The following is a 16425-nucleotide window of genomic DNA, read 5'->3' as shown; positions in this document are numbered from 1 at the left end:
GAATCGAACAATGTCGTCTCCGGCCAATGCAAACGCCCGCCTCGCGGATAACGCGTTCGCGCGCTATCCGAGTCTCGTCGACCGCACGGTGTTGATCACGGGCGGCGCGACCGGTATCGGCGCATCGTTTGTCGAGCATTTCGCGGCGCAAGGCTCGCGCGTCGCGTTCTTCGATATCGATGCGACAGCGGGCGAAGCGCTCGCTGATGAACTCTGCGATTCGAAATACAAGCCGCTGTTCTTGCCCTGCGATCTGACCGATATCGACGCGCTGCGAAAAGCGATCGCCGATGTGAAAGCCGCAATCGGCCCGATTCAGGTGCTGGTGAACAACGCGGCGAACGATCGCCGTCATTCGATCGGAGAAGTGACGCCCGAGTTTTTCGATGCGGGTATCGCGGTCAATATCCGCCATCAGTTTTTCGCGGCGCAAGCGGTGATGGAGGACATGAAAGCGGCCAACGCGGGGTCGATCGTCAACCTCGGTTCGATCAGCTGGATGCTGAAGAACGGCGGTTATCCGGTGTACGTGATGTCGAAATCGGCGGTGCAGGGGTTGACGCGCGGCTTGGCGCGCGACCTCGGCCCGTTCAACATCCGCGTCAATACGCTGGTGCCGGGCTGGGTGATGACGGAGAAGCAGAAGCGTTTATGGCTCGACGACGCGGGCCGTCGCTCGATCAAGGAAGGCCAGTGCATCGATGCCGAATTGCAGCCCGCCGACCTCGCGCGCATGGCGCTGTTCCTCGCCGCCGACGACAGCAAGATGATCACTGCGCAGGACATCGTCGTGGACGGAGGCTGGGCGTGAGCACGACGTCGCGCTCGCATCGCGCGGCGTTGCTGATCGATGCCAAATGCACGCTCGGCGAAGGCGCGACGTGGTGCGCGAAAACCGGCCGCTTCTACTGGACCGATATCGAAGGCGCGCGGCTGTGGCGCTATGACCCGAGCGACGGCCGCAGTACCTTCTGGCGCATGCCCGAGCGCCTCGCGACCTTCGCGCTGTGCGCCGATCCGCATTACCTGTTGCTCGGCCTGGCCACGCATCTGGCGTTTTTCGATCTCGCGACCGGCGAGACGCAGCGTATCGCCGATGTCGAGCCAGGTTTGAACACGCGCGTGAACGATGGCCGCTGCGATCGTCAGGGACGTTTTGTGTTCGGCACGAAAGACGAAGGCTCGCCGCTGAAACCGGTCGGCGGGTTTTACCGCCTGAATCACGATTTATCGCTGGAGCGCTTGCCGCTGCCCGCGCCGGCCATCTCGAACAGCATCGCGTTCAGTCCGGACGGCGCGACGATGTACTACTGCGATTCGCCGGCCCGCGAAATCCGCGCCTGCGACTATCGCGTGGACGGCAGCGTCGCCAACGACCGCGTCTTCACCACGCTGACGGACACCACTGGCGAACCCGATGGCTCGACTGTCGATCGCGACGGCGGTTTGTGGAACGCGCAATGGGGCGGAAATCGGGTCGTGCGTTATGGCCCCGACGGCGTCGAAACGGAACGCGTCGACGTGCCGACGGTGCAGCCGAGCTGCGTCGCGCTCGGCGGTCCCGCCAGGAAACTTCCTCCGGGGCGCCCCCCAAGGGGACTTCCTCCGGGGCGCGCGCAGTTGGGCACGCTGTACATCACGAGCGCGCGCATCGGCCTCGATGCCGCTGCGCTCGCGGGCGATTCACGTGCGGGTGGTGTGTTTATCGCAACACCTGGGCGGCGGGGTTTGCCCGAACCGGTGTTCCAAGGCGCGCCGGCGTAGCGCAGAATGACGCTGCCTAGATCGATGAGGCAGCGGTGTATGAGAAATAGCAGTGAATTTGACGGTGAATCAAGCGTTGACGTCGCAAAACTCAGTGGCAGCAAATCGGCAGCATGCAATTCGGACCCAAAGGCGACTGGTTAAAAGAAATCGCCCAACAGCACCCGTCAGCGATGACGGCAACGTCCCACGCCTCTCGATGGAGCCAGATATGACTGTTGCGAATCTTGTTTCCGCCTCTTCTCAAAGCCGACGCGCGCGACTTGCCGCAGCGGCCAATCCGGTGCTTCCGGGTCCCAGTACCTCCGCGGTCGCGGTTGGCGAAACGAGCGGCGGGGAGCTCGCCTGCATTACGCTCGCCAACGCGCAACTGCGGCTCGACGTCGCGCCGACGCTCGGTGGCGGCATCACCCGTTTCGACTGGCGCAACGACGGCGCGCTCACGCCGATCTTTCGGCGCTGCCGCCACGTCGGCGCCGATACCCAGCCGAACCAGCTTGCCTGCTATCCGTTGCTGCCGTATTCGAACCGGATCGGCGGCGGCCATTTCAATGTCGCGGGACGGCGTGTCGACGTGCCGCGCAACCGCGCCGACGAGCCGTTGCCGATTCACGGCGACGGCTGGCAGTCGGCGTGGCAGGTCGTCGAGGCGGATCGCGAAAACGTGCGCCTGACGCTCGATCGCCACGACGGCAAACCGTACGCGTTTCGCGCCACGCAAACCTACACGCTGGATGGGCCCACGCTCGTCGTCACGCTGGAGATCGAGAACGCCGGCCGTGAGGCGCTGCCTTTCGGGCTGGGCATCCATCCATTTTTCGTCCGCGACGCCGATACCGAACTGTCGGCGGCGGCCGGCGGCCTGTGGCTTGCCGGCGACGACTGGCTGCCGGTGCGCCATGTGCCCACACCGCCTGCGTGGCAGTTCGGCGTTGCGTATCCGTTGCCCGAGGCCATTGTCAATCATGCGTTCACCGGTTGGAGCGGGCAGGCGGCGGTGGTGTGGCCGAAGCGCCGCCTGTCGCTGACGATCGCCGCCGACACCGACTACTACGTGCTGTACACACCGCCCGGCGAGGACTTCTTCTGCTTCGAGCCGGTCGATCATCCGATCAACGCGATGAATCTGGCCGGCGGCGCGTGCGAGAACGGCATGACGATGTTGGGACGCGGCGAGCGGCTGACGCGCTCGTTCCGCTTTACCGTCGAACGCACCGGTTTGCGCTCGATGCCGGGCACTCGTGGTTCGCGACGGCGGCAGTAGAAGACGAGCAGAGCAGCACACTGCACCGCTTGGCACGGCATGACGCCGGCGCGGGCTGCCGCGCAGGACGGGTAAAATACGCGCCTCTTCCGTTATCGGCTCGCCGCGAGACTCACCATGTCCAATTTCATCCAGACACTCAACGACGCCTGGCAGCGCACCAACTCGCTGCTGTGCGTCGGCCTCGATCCCGAGCCCAGCAAATTCCCGGGCGCGCTCGCCGGCCGTCCCGAAGTGATTTTCGAATTCTGCCGGACGATCGTCGACGCGACGGCGCCGTATGCCTCGTCGTTCAAGCCGCAGATCGCGTGCTTCGCCGCTCATCGCGCGGAAGACCAGCTCGAGCAGCTGATTGCGCACATTCATGCGCACCACCCGGGCCTGCCGGTGATTCTGGACGCGAAGCGTGGCGACATCGGCAGCACCGCCGAACAGTACGCGCGCGAGGCGTTCGAGCGTTATCAGGCGGACGCGGTGACGGTGAATCCGTATATGGGTTTCGATTCGATCGAGCCGTATCTGGAGCACGAAGGCAAGGGCGTGATCGTGTTGTGCCGGACTTCGAATCCCGGCGGCTCGGATCTGCAGTTTCTGGAGACGGGCGGGCGTCCGCTGTATCAGGTGGTCGCGCAACTGGCTGCCGACAAGTGGAACGCGAGCGGACAACTGGGTCTGGTGGTCGGCGCGACCTTCCCGAAGGAAATCGAACTGGTGCGCGGGATCGTCGGCGAAATGCCGTTGCTGATTCCGGGCATCGGCGCGCAAGGCGGCGATGTGCAAGCGACGGTGAACGCCGGCCGTACGGCGAAGGGCACAGGGATGCTGATCAACTCGTCGCGCGCGATTATCTACGCCGGTAAGGGTGACGATTTCGCCGATGCCGCCGCCAAGGTCGCGATGGAAACGCGCGATCGGATTAATGCGTTTCGGTGATGGACGGCTGTCGTTGGAAGAGACAGCCTCTTAATCCGCTTCTTGAAAGGCTGTGTTGGGCGGCGTTGGGGCTGGTTAAGCGGCCGGCCCCAACCGCTCGATAAACGCTGCATGCTGCGGATGCTTCGTCTTCAACGCGTCGACGTCCGCGAGCTCGAATTCGCTGAATTCGAACCCCGGCGCCACCGTGCAACCCACCAACGCGAAGGTGGCCGGGTCGGCGCATTCGGCGGCGAACCACAACCCTGCGGGCACGACCGCCTGAAACACGGCATCGGAATGCGTCAGCGCATTGCCCAGCCGGTGCGTGACCAAATAGCCCGCTTCGTCGAGCACGTGCACGTTCAGCGGCTCTCCCGCGTAAAAATGCCAGACCTCGTCGGACTTGATCCGATGCCACGCCGAATGCGCGCCGTCGCAGAGCAGGTAATAGATCGCGGTGGACGCTGAGCGCGTCTCGGTAGAACCGTCGTCGCGGCTCACCAGCCCGGCCGACCGGTATGTCTCGCTAAAAAACCCGCCTTCCGGATGCGGCTTCAGATCGAAGCGCTGGATCAACTCGTCTTTGGCTGTGTGCGATTCGGGCATCTTGGGCATCCAACCGGAAGTTAGTGTTCGCGCTCGTCGAGCATTTCCAGCAGGCCGCGCAATGCATGCGCGGCGGCCTGCACGCGGATCTTCTCGCGGTCGCCCTTGAACACCTTCGTTTCCACCGACGTATGCAGCCGGTTGCTCCAGCCGAACGACACCATCCCGACCGGCTTGGTCTCCGTGCCGCCGCCCGGGCCGGCGACGCCGGTGATCGACAACGACACCTGCGCGCGGCTGTTGCGCAGCGCGCCTTCGGCCATCGCGCGCGCTACTTGCTCGCTCACCGCGCCGTACTTGTCGATCAGTTCGGCCGGCACGCCGATCATTTCGCACTTCGCCTGGTTCGAATACGTGACGAAGCCGCGCTCGAACCAACCGCTGCTGCCGGAAATATCGGTGATTGCCGTCGCCACCATGCCGCCCGTGCAGGATTCGGCGGTCACGAGCATCAGGCGTTCGTCGCGCAAGCGGTTGCTCACACGAATGGCGAGCTGGTGAACCACGGAATCGGTAGGCATGGCGTCAATCCGGAAACGGGCGACCGGCGGCTGGCGACCGGCGGCGGGGCTGGTGGCGGTTAAACCGACATGCGCCAGAGCGCAATCACGAGCAGCGTGAAAAACGCGGCGACCAGGTCATCGAACATGATGCCAAAGCCACCTTTCAGTCTGCGGTCGAAGTAGCCGATCGGCGGCGGTTTCACCATGTCGAAGAAGCGGAACACGATGAACGCGGCGAATTGCCCGGTTAGCGTGACCGGCGTGACCATCAGCAACACTAGCCAGAACGCAATGATTTCATCCCACACGACCGGTGACGGATCGTCGATACCGAGCTTCTTCGCGGTGAAGCCGCAGATCGCAATACCGCCGACAAACCCGATGACGATCAGCAGGCCCCACTCGATCACCGTCAGATAACGGCTCAATACGGCGAACGACGCCCACGCGAACAGCGTGCCGACCGTGCCCGGCGCAACCGGCGACAAGCCGCTGCCGAATCCCAGCGACAAGACGTGCAGCGGATGCGACAGCATGAAGCGCGCGGTGGCGCGGCGCGGTGGGCGCGGGTCGGGTGCTTTGGGCGGCGGGCTGCCGATGAGGTCGTCGGCGGGGCCGAGCGAGGGATCAGTCTGCATGGAAATGGTCGAAGCCTTGCAACGTCAGAGTGAGCGGCGCGCCGGCGGCATCGCGCCAGTTGATCGCCGGGCGGTCGGCCGCCGTTTGAAGAGCGCTTATTGTACCGATGCGCGTGACCGGCAGATTCGCCTCGCGGCCGGCCGCTTCAACCGACGCGCGCGCGGCCACTGGCGCCGTGAAGCACAGTTCGTAGTCGTCGCCGCCGGCAAGCGTGCAGCGTCGCTGGATCTCGGGCGATAAGCGGCGTAACGCGGCCGAACGCGGCACCGCGTCAACATCGACGCTCGCCTGCATTTTCGAGCGTTCGAGGATGTGCAGCAGGTCGCCGGCGAGCCCATCCGACAGATCGAGCGCCGCATGCGCAATGCCGCGCAGTGCGAGACCAAGCGCGACGCGTGGCTCCGGGCGTTCGAGGGCGCGACGAAACGTCGCAGTGTCCGCCAGGTCAGCCGACCACTCGCCGCGCTGCACGCCGAGCCCAGCGCGTGCGTCGCCGAGTGTGCCGGAGATCCAGATGTCATCACCCGGTTGCGCGGCGTCGCGGCGCAGCGCCATCCGCGGCGGCACGCTGCCGAATACGGTGATGCAGAGATTCAGCGGGCCGCCGGTCGTATCGCCTCCGATCAACTCGCAACCGTAGCGCCCGGCAATCGTGAAGAGGCCCTCGCTGAATGCGGTGAGCCATGCTTCGTCTGCTTTCGGCAAGGAGAACGCCAGCGTGAACGCCTGTGGCTTCGCGCCCATCGCGGCGAGGTCCGATAAATTCACCGCGAGCGCCTTGTGACCGAGCGCTTCGGGATCGATATCGGCGAAGAAGTGGCGGCCTTCGACCAGCATGTCCGTCGATATCGCCAGCATCTCGCCGGCGCGCGGCGCGAGCAGCGCGCAGTCGTCACCGATGCCGAGCGTGCCGTCGACGGTATTGGGCGGCAGAGCGGCGGCGCGGCGCGCGAAGAAACGATCGATCAGTGAAAACTCGGAGAGCATGGTGGCGACGAGTGAACGGGTAAGGGCGATGAAAAGCCGCTAACGGCGCGCATTGTACGGGGAAGGCGGCAGGTAAACACCTGATCCGCATTCAATCCGCATTCGATTCGCGCTCCGCCCGAAGCGCGCCTCGCGCACCTTTCGCTGTATTTCAGTCGTGGCAGTTGTACCCGTATTGAAGGAATTGGGGCGGCGATTGGGGCTACAATGCCGTCGAACATCTATTCTAATCCGCACTTCGAAGCCCGCCTTATGTCGACTCCCGTCAATAGCAAACTCCGCGAAGCCGCTCTCGATTATCACGAGTTCCCGACCCCTGGGAAGATCGCGATCGCCCCGACCAAGCAGATGATCAACCAGCGCGACCTCGCGTTGGCGTACTCGCCGGGCGTCGCGTTCGCGTGCGAGGAAATCGTCGAAAACCCGCTGAACGCCGCGCGTTTCACCGCGCGCAGCAACCTCGTCGGCGTCGTCACGAACGGCACCGCGGTGCTGGGTCTGGGCAACATCGGGCCGCTCGCGTCGAAGCCGGTCATGGAAGGCAAGGCCGTTCTGTTCAAGAAGTTCGCCGGCATCGACGTGTTCGATATCGAGCTGAACGAGTCCGATCCGCACAAGCTGGTCGACGTGATCGCGGCGCTGGAGCCGACCTTCGGCGGCATCAACCTTGAAGACATCAAGGCGCCGGACTGCTTCATCGTCGAACGCGAATGCCGCAAGCGCATGAAGATTCCGGTCTTCCACGACGACCAGCACGGCACGGCCATCGTCGTCGCGGCGGCGATCACCAACGGTTTGAAAGTCGTCGGCAAGGACATCAAGAAGGTCAAGCTGGTCTCGTCCGGCGCGGGCGCTGCGGCGCTGGCCTGCCTGGATTTGCTGGTCGACATCGGCCTGCCGCTCGAAAACATCACCGTCACCGACCTGGCCGGCGTGGTCTACAGGGGCCGCGTCGAACTGATGGACCCGGACAAGGAACGCTTCGCACGCGAAACCGAAGCCCGCACGCTCGCCGAAGCGATTGGCGGCGCGGACATTTTCCTCGGCCTGTCGGCCGGCGGCGTGCTCAAGCAGGAGATGGTCAAGCAGATGGCCGATAAGCCGCTGATTCTGGCGCTGGCCAATCCGACGCCGGAAATCCTGCCGGAACTGGCGCTTGAAGTGCGTCCGGATGCGGTGCTCTGCACGGGCCGCACCGACTACCCGAACCAGGTGAACAACGTGCTGGTGTTCCCGTTCCTGTTCCGCGGCGCGCTGGATGCAGGCGCGACGACGGTGACGCGTGAAATGGAAATCGCGGCGGTCAATGCGATCGCCGAACTGGCGCGCCAGGAGCAGAGCGACATCGTCGCAGCCGCTTATGGCATCCAGGATCTCTCGTTTGGACCGGCATATCTGATTCCGAAGCCGTTCGACCCGCGCCTGATCGTCAAGGTCGCGCCGGCAGTGGCGAAGGCGGCGATGGACTCGGGCGTTGCGACCCGTCCTATCGAGGACATGGACGCGTACGAACAGCATCTGCAGCAATTCGTCTACCACAGCGGCACGACGATGAAGCCGATCTTCCAGCTGGCGCGCAGCGTCGAGCCGGAGAAGAAGCGCATCGTGTTCGCGGAAGGCGAAGAAGAGCGCGTGCTGCGCGCCATGCAGATCATCGTCGACGAAAAGCTCGCCAAGCCGATCCTGATTGGCCGTCCGGCGGTCATCGAGCAGCGCATCGCGCGCTACGGCCTGCGTCTGGTCGCGGGTCAGGACTACACGGTCGTCAACACCGACCACGACGAGCGCTACCGCGACTTCTGGCAGGAATATCACAAGATGATGTCGCGCAAGGGCATCACCGAGCAGATGGCGAAGCTCGAAATGCGCCGCCGCACCACGCTGATCGGCGCGATGCTGGTGAAGAAGGGCGAGGCCGACGGCATGATCTGCGGCACGATCAGCACGACGCATCGTCATTTGCACTTCATCGATCAGGTGATCGGCAAGCGCGAAGGTTGCGCTGTCTACGCGGCAATGAACGCGCTGGTGTTGCCGAACCGGCAGATTTTCCTGGTCGATACGCACGTGAACGTGGATCCGACGCCGGAACAGCTCGCCGAGATCACGATCATGGCCGCCGAAGAAGTGCGCCGTTTCGGTATCGAACCGAAGATCGCGCTGGTGTCGCATTCGAACTTCGGCTCGAGCAACGCGCCGACCGCGCAGAAGATGCGCGACACGCTGGAGATCCTGCGCGAGCGCGCGCCGGACCTGCAAGTGGACGGCGAAATGCACGGCGACGTCGCGCTCGACGCGAATCTGCGCCGCGAAGTGCTGCCCGACTCGACGCTGGAAGGCGACGCGAACCTGCTGGTGCTGCCGAATATCGACGCGGCCAACATCTCGTACAACCTGCTGAAGACCGCTGCGGGCAACAACATCGCGATCGGCCCGATGCTGCTGGGCGCGGCCAGGCCGGTGCACGTGCTGACCGCGTCAGCCACGGTTCGCCGCATCGTCAACATGACGGCGCTGCTGGTGGCTGACGTAATCGCTGCTCGCTAATCGGGAAGTTGAGCCGGGATTGAATCTGAGGGCTCGAGCGCACCGGTCCTCAGACGAAAAAAAGGCGTGCCCGCAATGGGCACGCCTTTGGGTGAACAGGGGATAGCCACCCAAAAAAAGCTGAATGAAGCCATTCAGCCTCTGAAAGATCGCAAGGATAAGAGAGATTGAGGCGGGGCCGAGCCACAGCAGGCCGGTTCTCTATGGCGTCCTTTATTGCGCTATCAGGCTAATTTTAGCTTGAACAAGCTAAATTTTCTGTCAAAAGTCGTCAAAGCCTGCTCCGTGGCGCTTTACCGTGCGATTGGAACCTTTTGCCTGCCGAACGAACGTTGATTCCGGGGGCCATTAGCGATACCCTTACGACTTTCATGGTCGTCAAACTCGTGATCTAACAGCGGGGAACCCTGATTCATGGCACGCAAGTGGCGGCGCATTAAAGGCGTGCTGATCGGTGCTTTGATGCTCGGCGGATTGTTCGGCTCCGTGCCTGGCGCGTTTGCGCGCGACTACACGGCATCCGCCGATACAGACGCACAGGTGCAAGGCACCATCGCCGCGGCGCAGTTGCCGCGCGAAGCGGTCAATACATTGAACTTGATTGCCGCAGGCGGGCCTTACCCGTATGAGAAGGACGGCATCGTATTCGGCAATCGCGAACGGTTGCTGCCGCCGCATCGGCGCGGCTATTACCACGAATACACCGTTCCCACGCCTCGCGCGTATAACCGCGGCGCGCATCGCATCGTCTGCGGAGGTCCGCTAAAGCGAACCGATAACTGCTACTACTCGGACGACCACTACACCAGTTTTAATCGTATTGTTGAATGACATCGGGATGAACGGCATGAGCGACAACGTCTACGCGCACGACTCCGGAGTCGCGACGGATCTTTTCGCGGCCGGCGACGGCAATTTGTTCCAGCGCGTCATGAAGATGCGCGCCGGCGGTCAAGGCCGGGATAACCAGAGCGAAGCTAGCACTGTGCTTTCATCGAACGAGGAGCCCATGAGTCTTTTCAAGACCGTACGACCGAACATCGTACAGTCGATCCGCGCGTTTCGCGTGCAGGATCTAGCTGACGAAGCCAATCAGCTCGGGCAGCATTTTCTGTATGCGTATTGCGCGAATGCGCAAAGCAAACAGGAAGTGCTTGAGACTATCGCTACATCGTTCCTGTTTCCGAAACACTTCGGCAAGAATTACGATGCGCTCTACGATTGTCTGACCGATCTGGTTCAGAAAGCGGGCGCACAGCCCGGCTTCGTGATCGTGCTCGAGCAACTGCCGGTTGCACAGAAATTCGACAAGGAAGGGCGCGAGACGCTATTGGACGTGTTCCGCGAAGCGGCCGAGTTCTGGGCCGAGCGCAAGGTTGCGTTCCGGGTGTTTTATTCGTTTGCCTGAACGCCGCTTGTCGCGGCAAAAGAAAGAGAAAGGCCCGCCGATTGGCGGGCCTTTGCTTTGGGTACTCGTTTTTTGCGCTGACTGTGGGGGTCGGCCGGGCTAAATCGGCTGTCGGGTGCGGTGCGTCAGCGTGGCTTACCAGCCGCCCCAGCGAGCCGCGAGCGCCGAGAGCACCGCGATGCCGGCCGTTTCCGTGCGCAATACACGTGGGCCGAGGCCGACGGCGGTAAATCCGTGATCGGTCGCAGCGGCTTCTTCAGCGGCCGAAAAGCCGCCTTCCGGGCCGACCAGCACGGTCACGCGGCCGTACGGCGGATTAGCGGGCAAAGCTGAAAAGCTGATGCTGGCGCGTGGCGACAGCAAGAGTCGCAGCTCGCCATCTTCGGGCGCGCGTGGCAGCGCGCCGAGCCAGCTGGCGATCTCGCGCACCGGCATGACTTCCGGCAAGCGGTTGCGCCCGCACTGTTCGCACGACGCGCGCACGATACCTTGCCAATGCACATGCCGCCGTTGCGCGCGGTCGCCGGAAAGCCGCACGACGCTGCGCGTGGTGGTGAGCGGCACGAAACTGGACGCGCCCAGTTCGACCGCCTTCTCGATCAGCCAGTCCATCTTGTCGCCGCCGGCAATACCCTGAGCGAGTGTCAGGTGATACGGCGCTTCGACTTCGATAGTGCGGAATTCGCGAATCCTTACCTTGGCCGAGCGGCGTTCGACTTCGACGAGTTCGGCGCTGTACTCGCCGCCTGCGCCGTTGAAAAGCACGATTGAATCGCCGGGCTGCAAGCGCAGCACGAGAATGTGGCGCGTGACGTCATCGGGAAGCTGCATGATGTCGTCGGGCTGGAGAGGCGTATCGACGAAGAAGCGAGGCATCAGAAAAATACTCATTGGTTCAGGAAAGGTGGCGAGCGAGCGCCCAACGGTAGCCGTCCAGGTCTTCGACCTGGGCAAACCGGTCGCCCCAGAATTGATTCTGTGGCTCGCTCAGCGATTTTGCGCCGGCGGCCAGCGCCCGCGTGTAAACCGCGTCGACATCGTCGACATAGATATAGAACGATTGCGGCGCTATCGCGCCCGCGCTTCTGGGTGTCTTCGCCGCCGAACCGAACGCGCCTTCCGGCGCGAACATCACGATCAACTGGCCTTGATAGGTCATCTCGACATGCATGACAACACCGTCGTCCTGGACACTGTCACGTACTTCGAAGCCGAATGCCGCCTCGAAGAACGAGGTCGTGGCACGCGCGTCGCGTACCGTCAGATAGGGGGTCAACCAGGGCACACCGGCTGGGCGGGGGGCGGTCATGGATTTCTCCGGATCTATTGGGTTTTGCGGGACGCATGCTACGAAGCCAGGCGGGCGGCGGAGGTATCGATATACCGATAGCACGCGCCGACCGAACCGTGCATTTTGCCCCTGCGTTACCGCGATGGCTTTAAGAATTGACTTAGTTTATCGCGCACAGACTGCGAAACAGAGAACAGTCCGGCGTGCGTGGCCGCGTCGTAGTGTTTCAGCGCGTCGATTCGGCGCGCGGCGAGGCGGCTGGCGAGGTCGTCGACGGTGAGGGCGGCGGGGTCGAGCGTGTCGCTGGCGGTCGCCATCATCCAGAGCGAGCCGTATAGCGGGATGAACGCGCTCATCGTGCGTACGACGGCGAACGCCTGGCGCAGATCGTCGAGCAGGCCGGCGACGCGTTCGGCATGAAAGTACGGCGAGCCGAGGTGCAGGGAGAGCACGGAGGCCGGGCTCATCACCTGCTTGAGCTGCGCGTAGAAGTCCGGCGTGTAGAGGCCGGCGGCCGGCGAATCCGGCGGCGTCAGGTCGAACACCACGAGATCGAACTGCGCCGCTGTCGCGGCTGTTGTCGCTGCGGCCGCTGCGACGTAATGTGCGGCATCACCGATCACCAGTTCGACGCGTGGATCGTCGAAGGCGCCGCCGTGCACGTCGGGCAAATGCTCGCGCGTCAGACGCACGACGTCGGCATCGAGCTCCGCCACCACGATTCGCTCGATATCCGGGTGCCTCAGCAGTTGCCGCGCGGCGCCGCCATCGCCGCCGCCCAGCACCAGCGCCGCTTTAGGCGACGGATGGGCCAAAGCGGCTGGATGCACCATGCACTCGTGATAGATGAACTCGTCGCCGGTCGAGGTCATCGGGCGGCCGTCGAGCGTGAACAGGCGCCCGAGCTGCGGGGTGTCCCATACCTCGATGCGCTGATAAGGCGAATCGACGCTCGCGAGCCGGCGCGCGTTCGGAAAGCCGTAGACGGCGTCGGTGCTCGGGTGGAACAGCAGAGGTGTGCTCACGGATGGCAAGGCTCGGTGCGGAACATGGTGGGTTGAGGTTGCCCAATTGTAAAGGCGCCGCCGCGGCGCGGCTTCAGATCGCGCGAGGCCGGACAGCCAGGCGGCTTTCCGAGCGGGGAGCGGGTCAACGTTCTGTTAGAATGTCACGCTTTCAGCCTTGTCCGTTTGCTCTGCCCGTTTCGCGTCTCCTGGCGCCGCACCGTGCGCCGAAGTGGACTGGCCGCCGAGCTTCCGGGCCTCAAGCGCGCACCGCTTTTTGGACTCTGTCTCCGGACTCGACATGACGACCTCGTCTCCCGCAACCACCTCCCTGATGGCCAACGCAATCCGTGCGTTGTCCATGGATGCCGTTCAACAAGCGAATTCCGGTCACCCCGGCATGCCGATGGGCATGGCCGAAATCGGCGTGGCTTTGTGGTCGCGCCATCTGCGTCACAACCCGAAGAACCCGCACTGGGCCGATCGCGACCGTTTCGTTCTGTCGAACGGCCACGGCTCGATGCTGCTGTACTCGCTGCTGCATCTGACCGGCTACGATCTGCCGATGGAAGAGCTGAAGAACTTCCGCCAGATGCACTCCAGGACGCCGGGTCACCCGGAATACGGCATCACGCCGGGCGTCGAAACCACCACTGGCCCGCTCGGCCAGGGTCTGGCCAATGCAGTCGGCATGGCGCTCGCCGAGTCGCTCCTCGCCACCGAATTCAACAAGCCTGACGCGAAGATCGTCGACCACCACACGTACGTGTTCGTCGGCGACGGCTGCCTGATGGAAGGCATCTCGCACGAGGCCTGCTCGCTCGCCGGCGTGCTGAAGCTGAACAAGCTGATCGCGTTCTACGACGACAACGGCATCTCGATCGACGGCGAAGTGGTCCACTGGTTCCACGACGACACGCCGAAGCGCTTCGAAGCGTACGGCTGGAACGTGATTCCGAACGTGGTCGGCCATGACGTCGACGCAGTCGACGCCGCGATCAAGCACGCCAAACAATCGGACAAGCCGACACTGATCTGCTGCAAGACCGTGATCGGCGAAGGCGCGCCGACCAAGGCCGGCAGCCACGATTCGCACGGCGCGCCGCTCGGCGACAAAGAAATCGCCGCGACCCGCGCAGCCATCGGCTGGAAGTGGGAGCCGTTCGTGATCCCGCAGGAAGTCTATGCGGCGTGGGACGCGAAGGAAGGCGGCGCGCGCCTCGAGTCCGACTGGGACAAGGCGTTCGCGCAATACGCGTCGAAATACCCGCAGGAAGCGGCTGAATTCACGCGCCGCAACGCAAAGCAACTGCCCGCCGACTGGAAGGACAAGGCGCAGGCGATCATCGCCGGCGCGAACGAACGCGCGGAAACCGTCGCTACGCGTAAGGCATCGCAGCAAGCGATCGAAGGTTTGTCGGCCGTGTTGCCGGAACTGCTCGGCGGTTCCGCCGACCTGACCGGTTCGAACCTGACCAACTGGAAGGCCGCCAAGCCGGTGCGTGTGAACGCCGAAGGCAAAGCAGCCGGCAACTACGTGAATTACGGCGTGCGCGAGTTCGGCATGAGCGCGGCGATCAACGGCGTCGCGCTGCACGGCGGCTTCAAGGCGTTCGGCGGCACGTTCCTGACCTTCTCCGACTACAGCCGCAACGCGCTGCGCGTGGCCGCGCTGATGAAAGCGCCGTCGATCTTCGTGTTCACGCACGATTCGATCGGCCTCGGCGAAGACGGTCCGACTCACCAGTCGATCGAACACGTCGCGAGCCTGCGTCTGATTCCGAATCTGCAAGTGTGGCGCCCGGCCGATACGGTCGAAACGGCGGTGGCCTGGACCCATGCGGTCGAGCATCAAGGCCCGTCGTGCCTGATCTTCAGCCGTCAGAACCTGCCGTTCTCCGAGCGCACCGACGCGCAGATCGCCAACATCGAGAAGGGCGGTTACGTGCTGCGCGACTGGAACGACGAGATCGTCGCGCGCAAAATCATCCTGATCGCCACCGGTTCGGAAATCGAACTGGCGTTGAAGGCGGTCGAACCGCTGGCTCGCGAAGGCATTGCAGCGCGTGTCGTGTCGATGCCGTCGACCACCGTGTTCGACAAGCAGGACGCCGCCTACCGCGAACGCGTGTTGCCGCACGGTGTTCGCCGCGTCGCGATCGAGGCGGGCGTCACGGATTTCTGGCGCAAGTACGTGGGTCTGGAAGGCGGCGTGGTCGGGATCGACACGTTCGGCGAATCGGCCCCGGCTGGCGTGCTGTTTAAGCATTTCGGCTTCACCGTCGAGCACGTCGTAGAGACGGCTAAAGCCGCGCTCGGCTGATCTTCGGCAGGCGTTGCCGCATGCGTGCGAACGCGCGGCAACGCTGCCAGTCAGACGAACATGGACGTATTTTTTTCAGCCATCAGGAGATAGACCATGACGATTCGCGTCGCAATCAACGGCTACGGCCGGATCGGCCGCAACACGCTGCGCGCCTTCTATGAAAACGGCAAGAAGCACGATATCGAAATCGTCGCCATCAACGATCTTGGCGATGCCAGGACCAACGCTCACCTGACGCAATACGACACCGCGCACGGCAAGTTCCCGGGCGAAGTGTCGGTGGACGGCGACTACCTCGTCGTCAACGGCGACAAGATCCGCGTGCTGGCGAACCGCAACCCGGCAGAACTGCCGTGGGGCGAACTGAACGTCGACGTCGTGATGGAATGCACGGGCTTTTTCACGACCAAGGAAAAGGCTAGCGCGCACATCAAGGGCGGCGCGAAGAAGGTGATCATTTCGGCGCCGGGCGGTAAAGACGTCGACGCAACGATCGTCTACGGCGTGAACCACAACGTGCTGAAGGCATCGGACACGGTGATCTCGAACGCATCGTGCACGACCAACTGCCTGGCACCGCTCGTCAAGCCGCTGAACGACAAGATCGGCTTGGTCAACGGCCTGATGACGACGATCCACGCGTACACGAACGACCAGGTTCTGACGGACGTGTATCACGAAGACCTGCGCCGCGCGCGCTCGGCCACGCACAGCCAGATCCCGACCAAGACTGGTGCTGCATCGGCTGTCGGCCTCGTGCTGCCGGAACTGAACGGCAAGCTGGACGGTTACGCGATCCGCGTCCCGACGATCAACGTGTCGGTCGTCGACCTGTCGTTCATCGCCGCGCGCGACACGACGGTCGAAGAAGTGAACGCGATCATGAAGGAAGCATCGGAAGGCGCGCTGAAGGGCATTCTCGGCTATAACGACGCGCCGCTGGTCTCGATCGACTTCAACCACAACCCGGCTTCGTCGACGTTCGATGCAACGCTGACCAAGGTGTCGGGCCGTCTGGTGAAGGTGTCGAGCTGGTACGACAACGAGTGGGGCTTCTCGAACCGCATGCTGGACACGGCTGTGGCGCTCGCTAACGCGAAGTAAGCTGTCTGCTTCGGGGTCCCTGCGGTCTAGTCGAAGGGACAAAAAAGCCGCTCTTCGGAGCGGCTTT

16 protein-coding genes are annotated in these 16425 nt (G+C 63.5%); 9 read left to right on the top strand and 7 right to left on the bottom strand.

The features are described from left to right. Window positions 1-10 precede the first annotated feature (10 nt). The 4 genes from AC3WOG_RS18080 (at window position 11) to pyrF (ending at window position 3961) form a co-directional block, all read left to right on the top strand. Window positions 11-811, top strand: a complete 801-nt coding sequence (locus AC3WOG_RS18080; RefSeq protein WP_492579242.1) for an SDR family NAD(P)-dependent oxidoreductase — start codon at window positions 11-13, stop codon at window positions 809-811. Beyond that, window positions 808-1764: an SMP-30/gluconolactonase/LRE family protein gene (locus tag AC3WOG_RS18075; protein ID WP_492579241.1), complete on the top strand. Its 957-nt coding sequence runs from the start codon at window positions 808-810 to the stop codon at window positions 1762-1764. The genes AC3WOG_RS18080 and AC3WOG_RS18075 overlap by 4 nt, the downstream gene beginning before the upstream one ends. A 211-nt stretch (window positions 1765-1975) precedes the next feature. Continuing rightward, the gene (locus AC3WOG_RS18070) at window positions 1976-3028 is read left to right on the top strand and encodes an aldose 1-epimerase (protein ID WP_492579240.1); all 1053 of its coding nucleotides are present in this window, start codon (window positions 1976-1978) and stop codon (window positions 3026-3028) included. A gap of 117 nt (window positions 3029-3145) precedes the next feature. Continuing rightward, window positions 3146-3961, top strand: coding sequence for an orotidine-5'-phosphate decarboxylase (gene pyrF / locus AC3WOG_RS18065; RefSeq protein WP_492579239.1), 816 nt, complete (start codon window positions 3146-3148; stop codon window positions 3959-3961). Between the two features lie 75 nt (window positions 3962-4036). Here the strand turns inward: pyrF and AC3WOG_RS18060 are convergent, their stop codons facing one another. Genes AC3WOG_RS18060 through thiL form a run of 4 tightly spaced genes read right to left on the bottom strand, consistent with a single transcriptional unit; the run spans window position 4037 to window position 6678 of the window. Then, window positions 4037-4549 carry a cupin domain-containing protein gene (locus tag AC3WOG_RS18060; RefSeq protein WP_492579238.1) on the bottom strand — a complete coding sequence of 171 codons (513 nt, stop codon included), beginning with the start codon at window positions 4547-4549 and terminating at the stop codon, window positions 4037-4039. A 20-nt stretch (window positions 4550-4569) separates the two neighbouring features. Then, the gene (locus AC3WOG_RS18055) at window positions 4570-5070 is read right to left on the bottom strand and encodes a CinA family protein (RefSeq protein ID WP_492579237.1); all 501 of its coding nucleotides are present in this window, start codon (window positions 5068-5070) and stop codon (window positions 4570-4572) included. 59 nt (window positions 5071-5129) lie between these two features. Beyond that, window positions 5130-5690 carry a phosphatidylglycerophosphatase A family protein gene (locus tag AC3WOG_RS18050; RefSeq protein ID WP_492579236.1) on the bottom strand — a complete coding sequence of 187 codons (561 nt, stop codon included), beginning with the start codon at window positions 5688-5690 and terminating at the stop codon, window positions 5130-5132. Further along, window positions 5680-6678, bottom strand: coding sequence for a thiamine-phosphate kinase (gene thiL, locus AC3WOG_RS18045; protein ID WP_492579235.1), 999 nt, complete (start codon window positions 6676-6678; stop codon window positions 5680-5682). Before thiL ends, AC3WOG_RS18050 begins: the two co-directional genes overlap by 11 nt. Window positions 6679-6885: 207 nt before the next feature. On the opposite strand from thiL, the gene AC3WOG_RS18040 reads away from it, so the two are divergent. The 3 genes from AC3WOG_RS18040 (at window position 6886) to AC3WOG_RS18030 (ending at window position 10633) form a co-directional block, all read left to right on the top strand. Then, window positions 6886-9225, top strand: coding sequence for an NADP-dependent malic enzyme (locus AC3WOG_RS18040; protein ID WP_492579234.1), 2340 nt, complete (start codon window positions 6886-6888; stop codon window positions 9223-9225). Window positions 9226-9639: 414 nt separating this feature from the next. After that, the gene (locus AC3WOG_RS18035; protein ID WP_492579233.1) at window positions 9640-10056 is read left to right on the top strand and encodes a ribonuclease; all 417 of its coding nucleotides are present in this window, start codon (window positions 9640-9642) and stop codon (window positions 10054-10056) included. A 16-nt stretch (window positions 10057-10072) separates the two neighbouring features. Further along, entirely contained in the window at window positions 10073-10633 is a 561-nt protein-coding gene (locus AC3WOG_RS18030) for a barstar family protein (RefSeq protein WP_492579232.1), read from the top strand. 135 nt (window positions 10634-10768) lie between these two features. Here the strand turns inward: AC3WOG_RS18030 and AC3WOG_RS18025 are convergent, their stop codons facing one another. The 3 genes from AC3WOG_RS18025 to speE all read right to left on the bottom strand — a co-directional run bounded on the left by AC3WOG_RS18025 (window position 10769) and on the right by speE (window position 12949). Then, window positions 10769-11509, bottom strand: coding sequence for a 16S rRNA (uracil(1498)-N(3))-methyltransferase (locus AC3WOG_RS18025; RefSeq protein WP_492579231.1), 741 nt, complete (start codon window positions 11507-11509; stop codon window positions 10769-10771). Window positions 11510-11528: 19 nt separating this feature from the next. Continuing rightward, the gene (locus tag AC3WOG_RS18020; RefSeq protein WP_492579230.1) at window positions 11529-11942 is read right to left on the bottom strand and encodes a VOC family protein; all 414 of its coding nucleotides are present in this window, start codon (window positions 11940-11942) and stop codon (window positions 11529-11531) included. Window positions 11943-12058: 116 nt separating this feature from the next. Next, a complete protein-coding gene (gene speE / locus AC3WOG_RS18015; RefSeq protein WP_492579229.1) occupies window positions 12059-12949 on the bottom strand; it encodes a polyamine aminopropyltransferase in 891 nt (296 codons plus the stop codon). Between the two features lie 280 nt (window positions 12950-13229). Here speE and tkt point away from each other — a divergent pair, with 280 nt between their 5' ends. Together tkt and gap are read left to right on the top strand one after the other, a co-directional pair. Beyond that, window positions 13230-15251 carry a transketolase gene (gene tkt, locus AC3WOG_RS18010; protein ID WP_492579228.1) on the top strand — a complete coding sequence of 674 codons (2022 nt, stop codon included), beginning with the start codon at window positions 13230-13232 and terminating at the stop codon, window positions 15249-15251. A gap of 96 nt (window positions 15252-15347) precedes the next feature. Then, window positions 15348-16358, top strand: a complete 1011-nt coding sequence (gene gap / locus AC3WOG_RS18005; protein ID WP_341314287.1) for a type I glyceraldehyde-3-phosphate dehydrogenase — start codon at window positions 15348-15350, stop codon at window positions 16356-16358. Window positions 16359-16425: the final 67 nt, after the last annotated feature.

The organism is Paraburkholderia sp. FW306-02-B (assembly GCF_058782725.1).
This window is presented reverse-complemented; position numbering and strand designations above follow the sequence as displayed.

Coding starts and splice junctions, on each gene's coding strand:
- AC3WOG_RS18055 (WP_492579237.1), bottom strand. CDS start 5,070: ATGCCTACCGATTCCGTGGTTCACCAGCTCGCCATTCGTGTGAGCAAC.
- AC3WOG_RS18040 (WP_492579234.1), top strand. CDS start 6,886: ATGCCGTCGAACATCTATTCTAATCCGCACTTCGAAGCCCGCCTTATG.
- AC3WOG_RS18080 (WP_492579242.1), top strand. CDS start 11: ATGTCGTCTCCGGCCAATGCAAACGCCCGCCTCGCGGATAACGCGTTC.
- gap (WP_341314287.1), top strand. CDS start 15,348: ATGACGATTCGCGTCGCAATCAACGGCTACGGCCGGATCGGCCGCAAC.
- AC3WOG_RS18025 (WP_492579231.1), bottom strand. CDS start 11,509: ATGCCTCGCTTCTTCGTCGATACGCCTCTCCAGCCCGACGACATCATG.
- AC3WOG_RS18035 (WP_492579233.1), top strand. CDS start 9,640: ATGGCACGCAAGTGGCGGCGCATTAAAGGCGTGCTGATCGGTGCTTTG.
- pyrF (WP_492579239.1), top strand. CDS start 3,146: ATGTCCAATTTCATCCAGACACTCAACGACGCCTGGCAGCGCACCAAC.
- thiL (WP_492579235.1), bottom strand. CDS start 6,678: ATGCTCTCCGAGTTTTCACTGATCGATCGTTTCTTCGCGCGCCGCGCC.
- AC3WOG_RS18060 (WP_492579238.1), bottom strand. CDS start 4,549: ATGCCCGAATCGCACACAGCCAAAGACGAGTTGATCCAGCGCTTCGAT.
- AC3WOG_RS18050 (WP_492579236.1), bottom strand. CDS start 5,690: ATGCAGACTGATCCCTCGCTCGGCCCCGCCGACGACCTCATCGGCAGC.
- tkt (WP_492579228.1), top strand. CDS start 13,230: ATGACGACCTCGTCTCCCGCAACCACCTCCCTGATGGCCAACGCAATC.
- AC3WOG_RS18030 (WP_492579232.1), top strand. CDS start 10,073: ATGAGCGACAACGTCTACGCGCACGACTCCGGAGTCGCGACGGATCTT.
- AC3WOG_RS18020 (WP_492579230.1), bottom strand. CDS start 11,942: ATGACCGCCCCCCGCCCAGCCGGTGTGCCCTGGTTGACCCCCTATCTG.
- AC3WOG_RS18070 (WP_492579240.1), top strand. CDS start 1,976: ATGACTGTTGCGAATCTTGTTTCCGCCTCTTCTCAAAGCCGACGCGCG.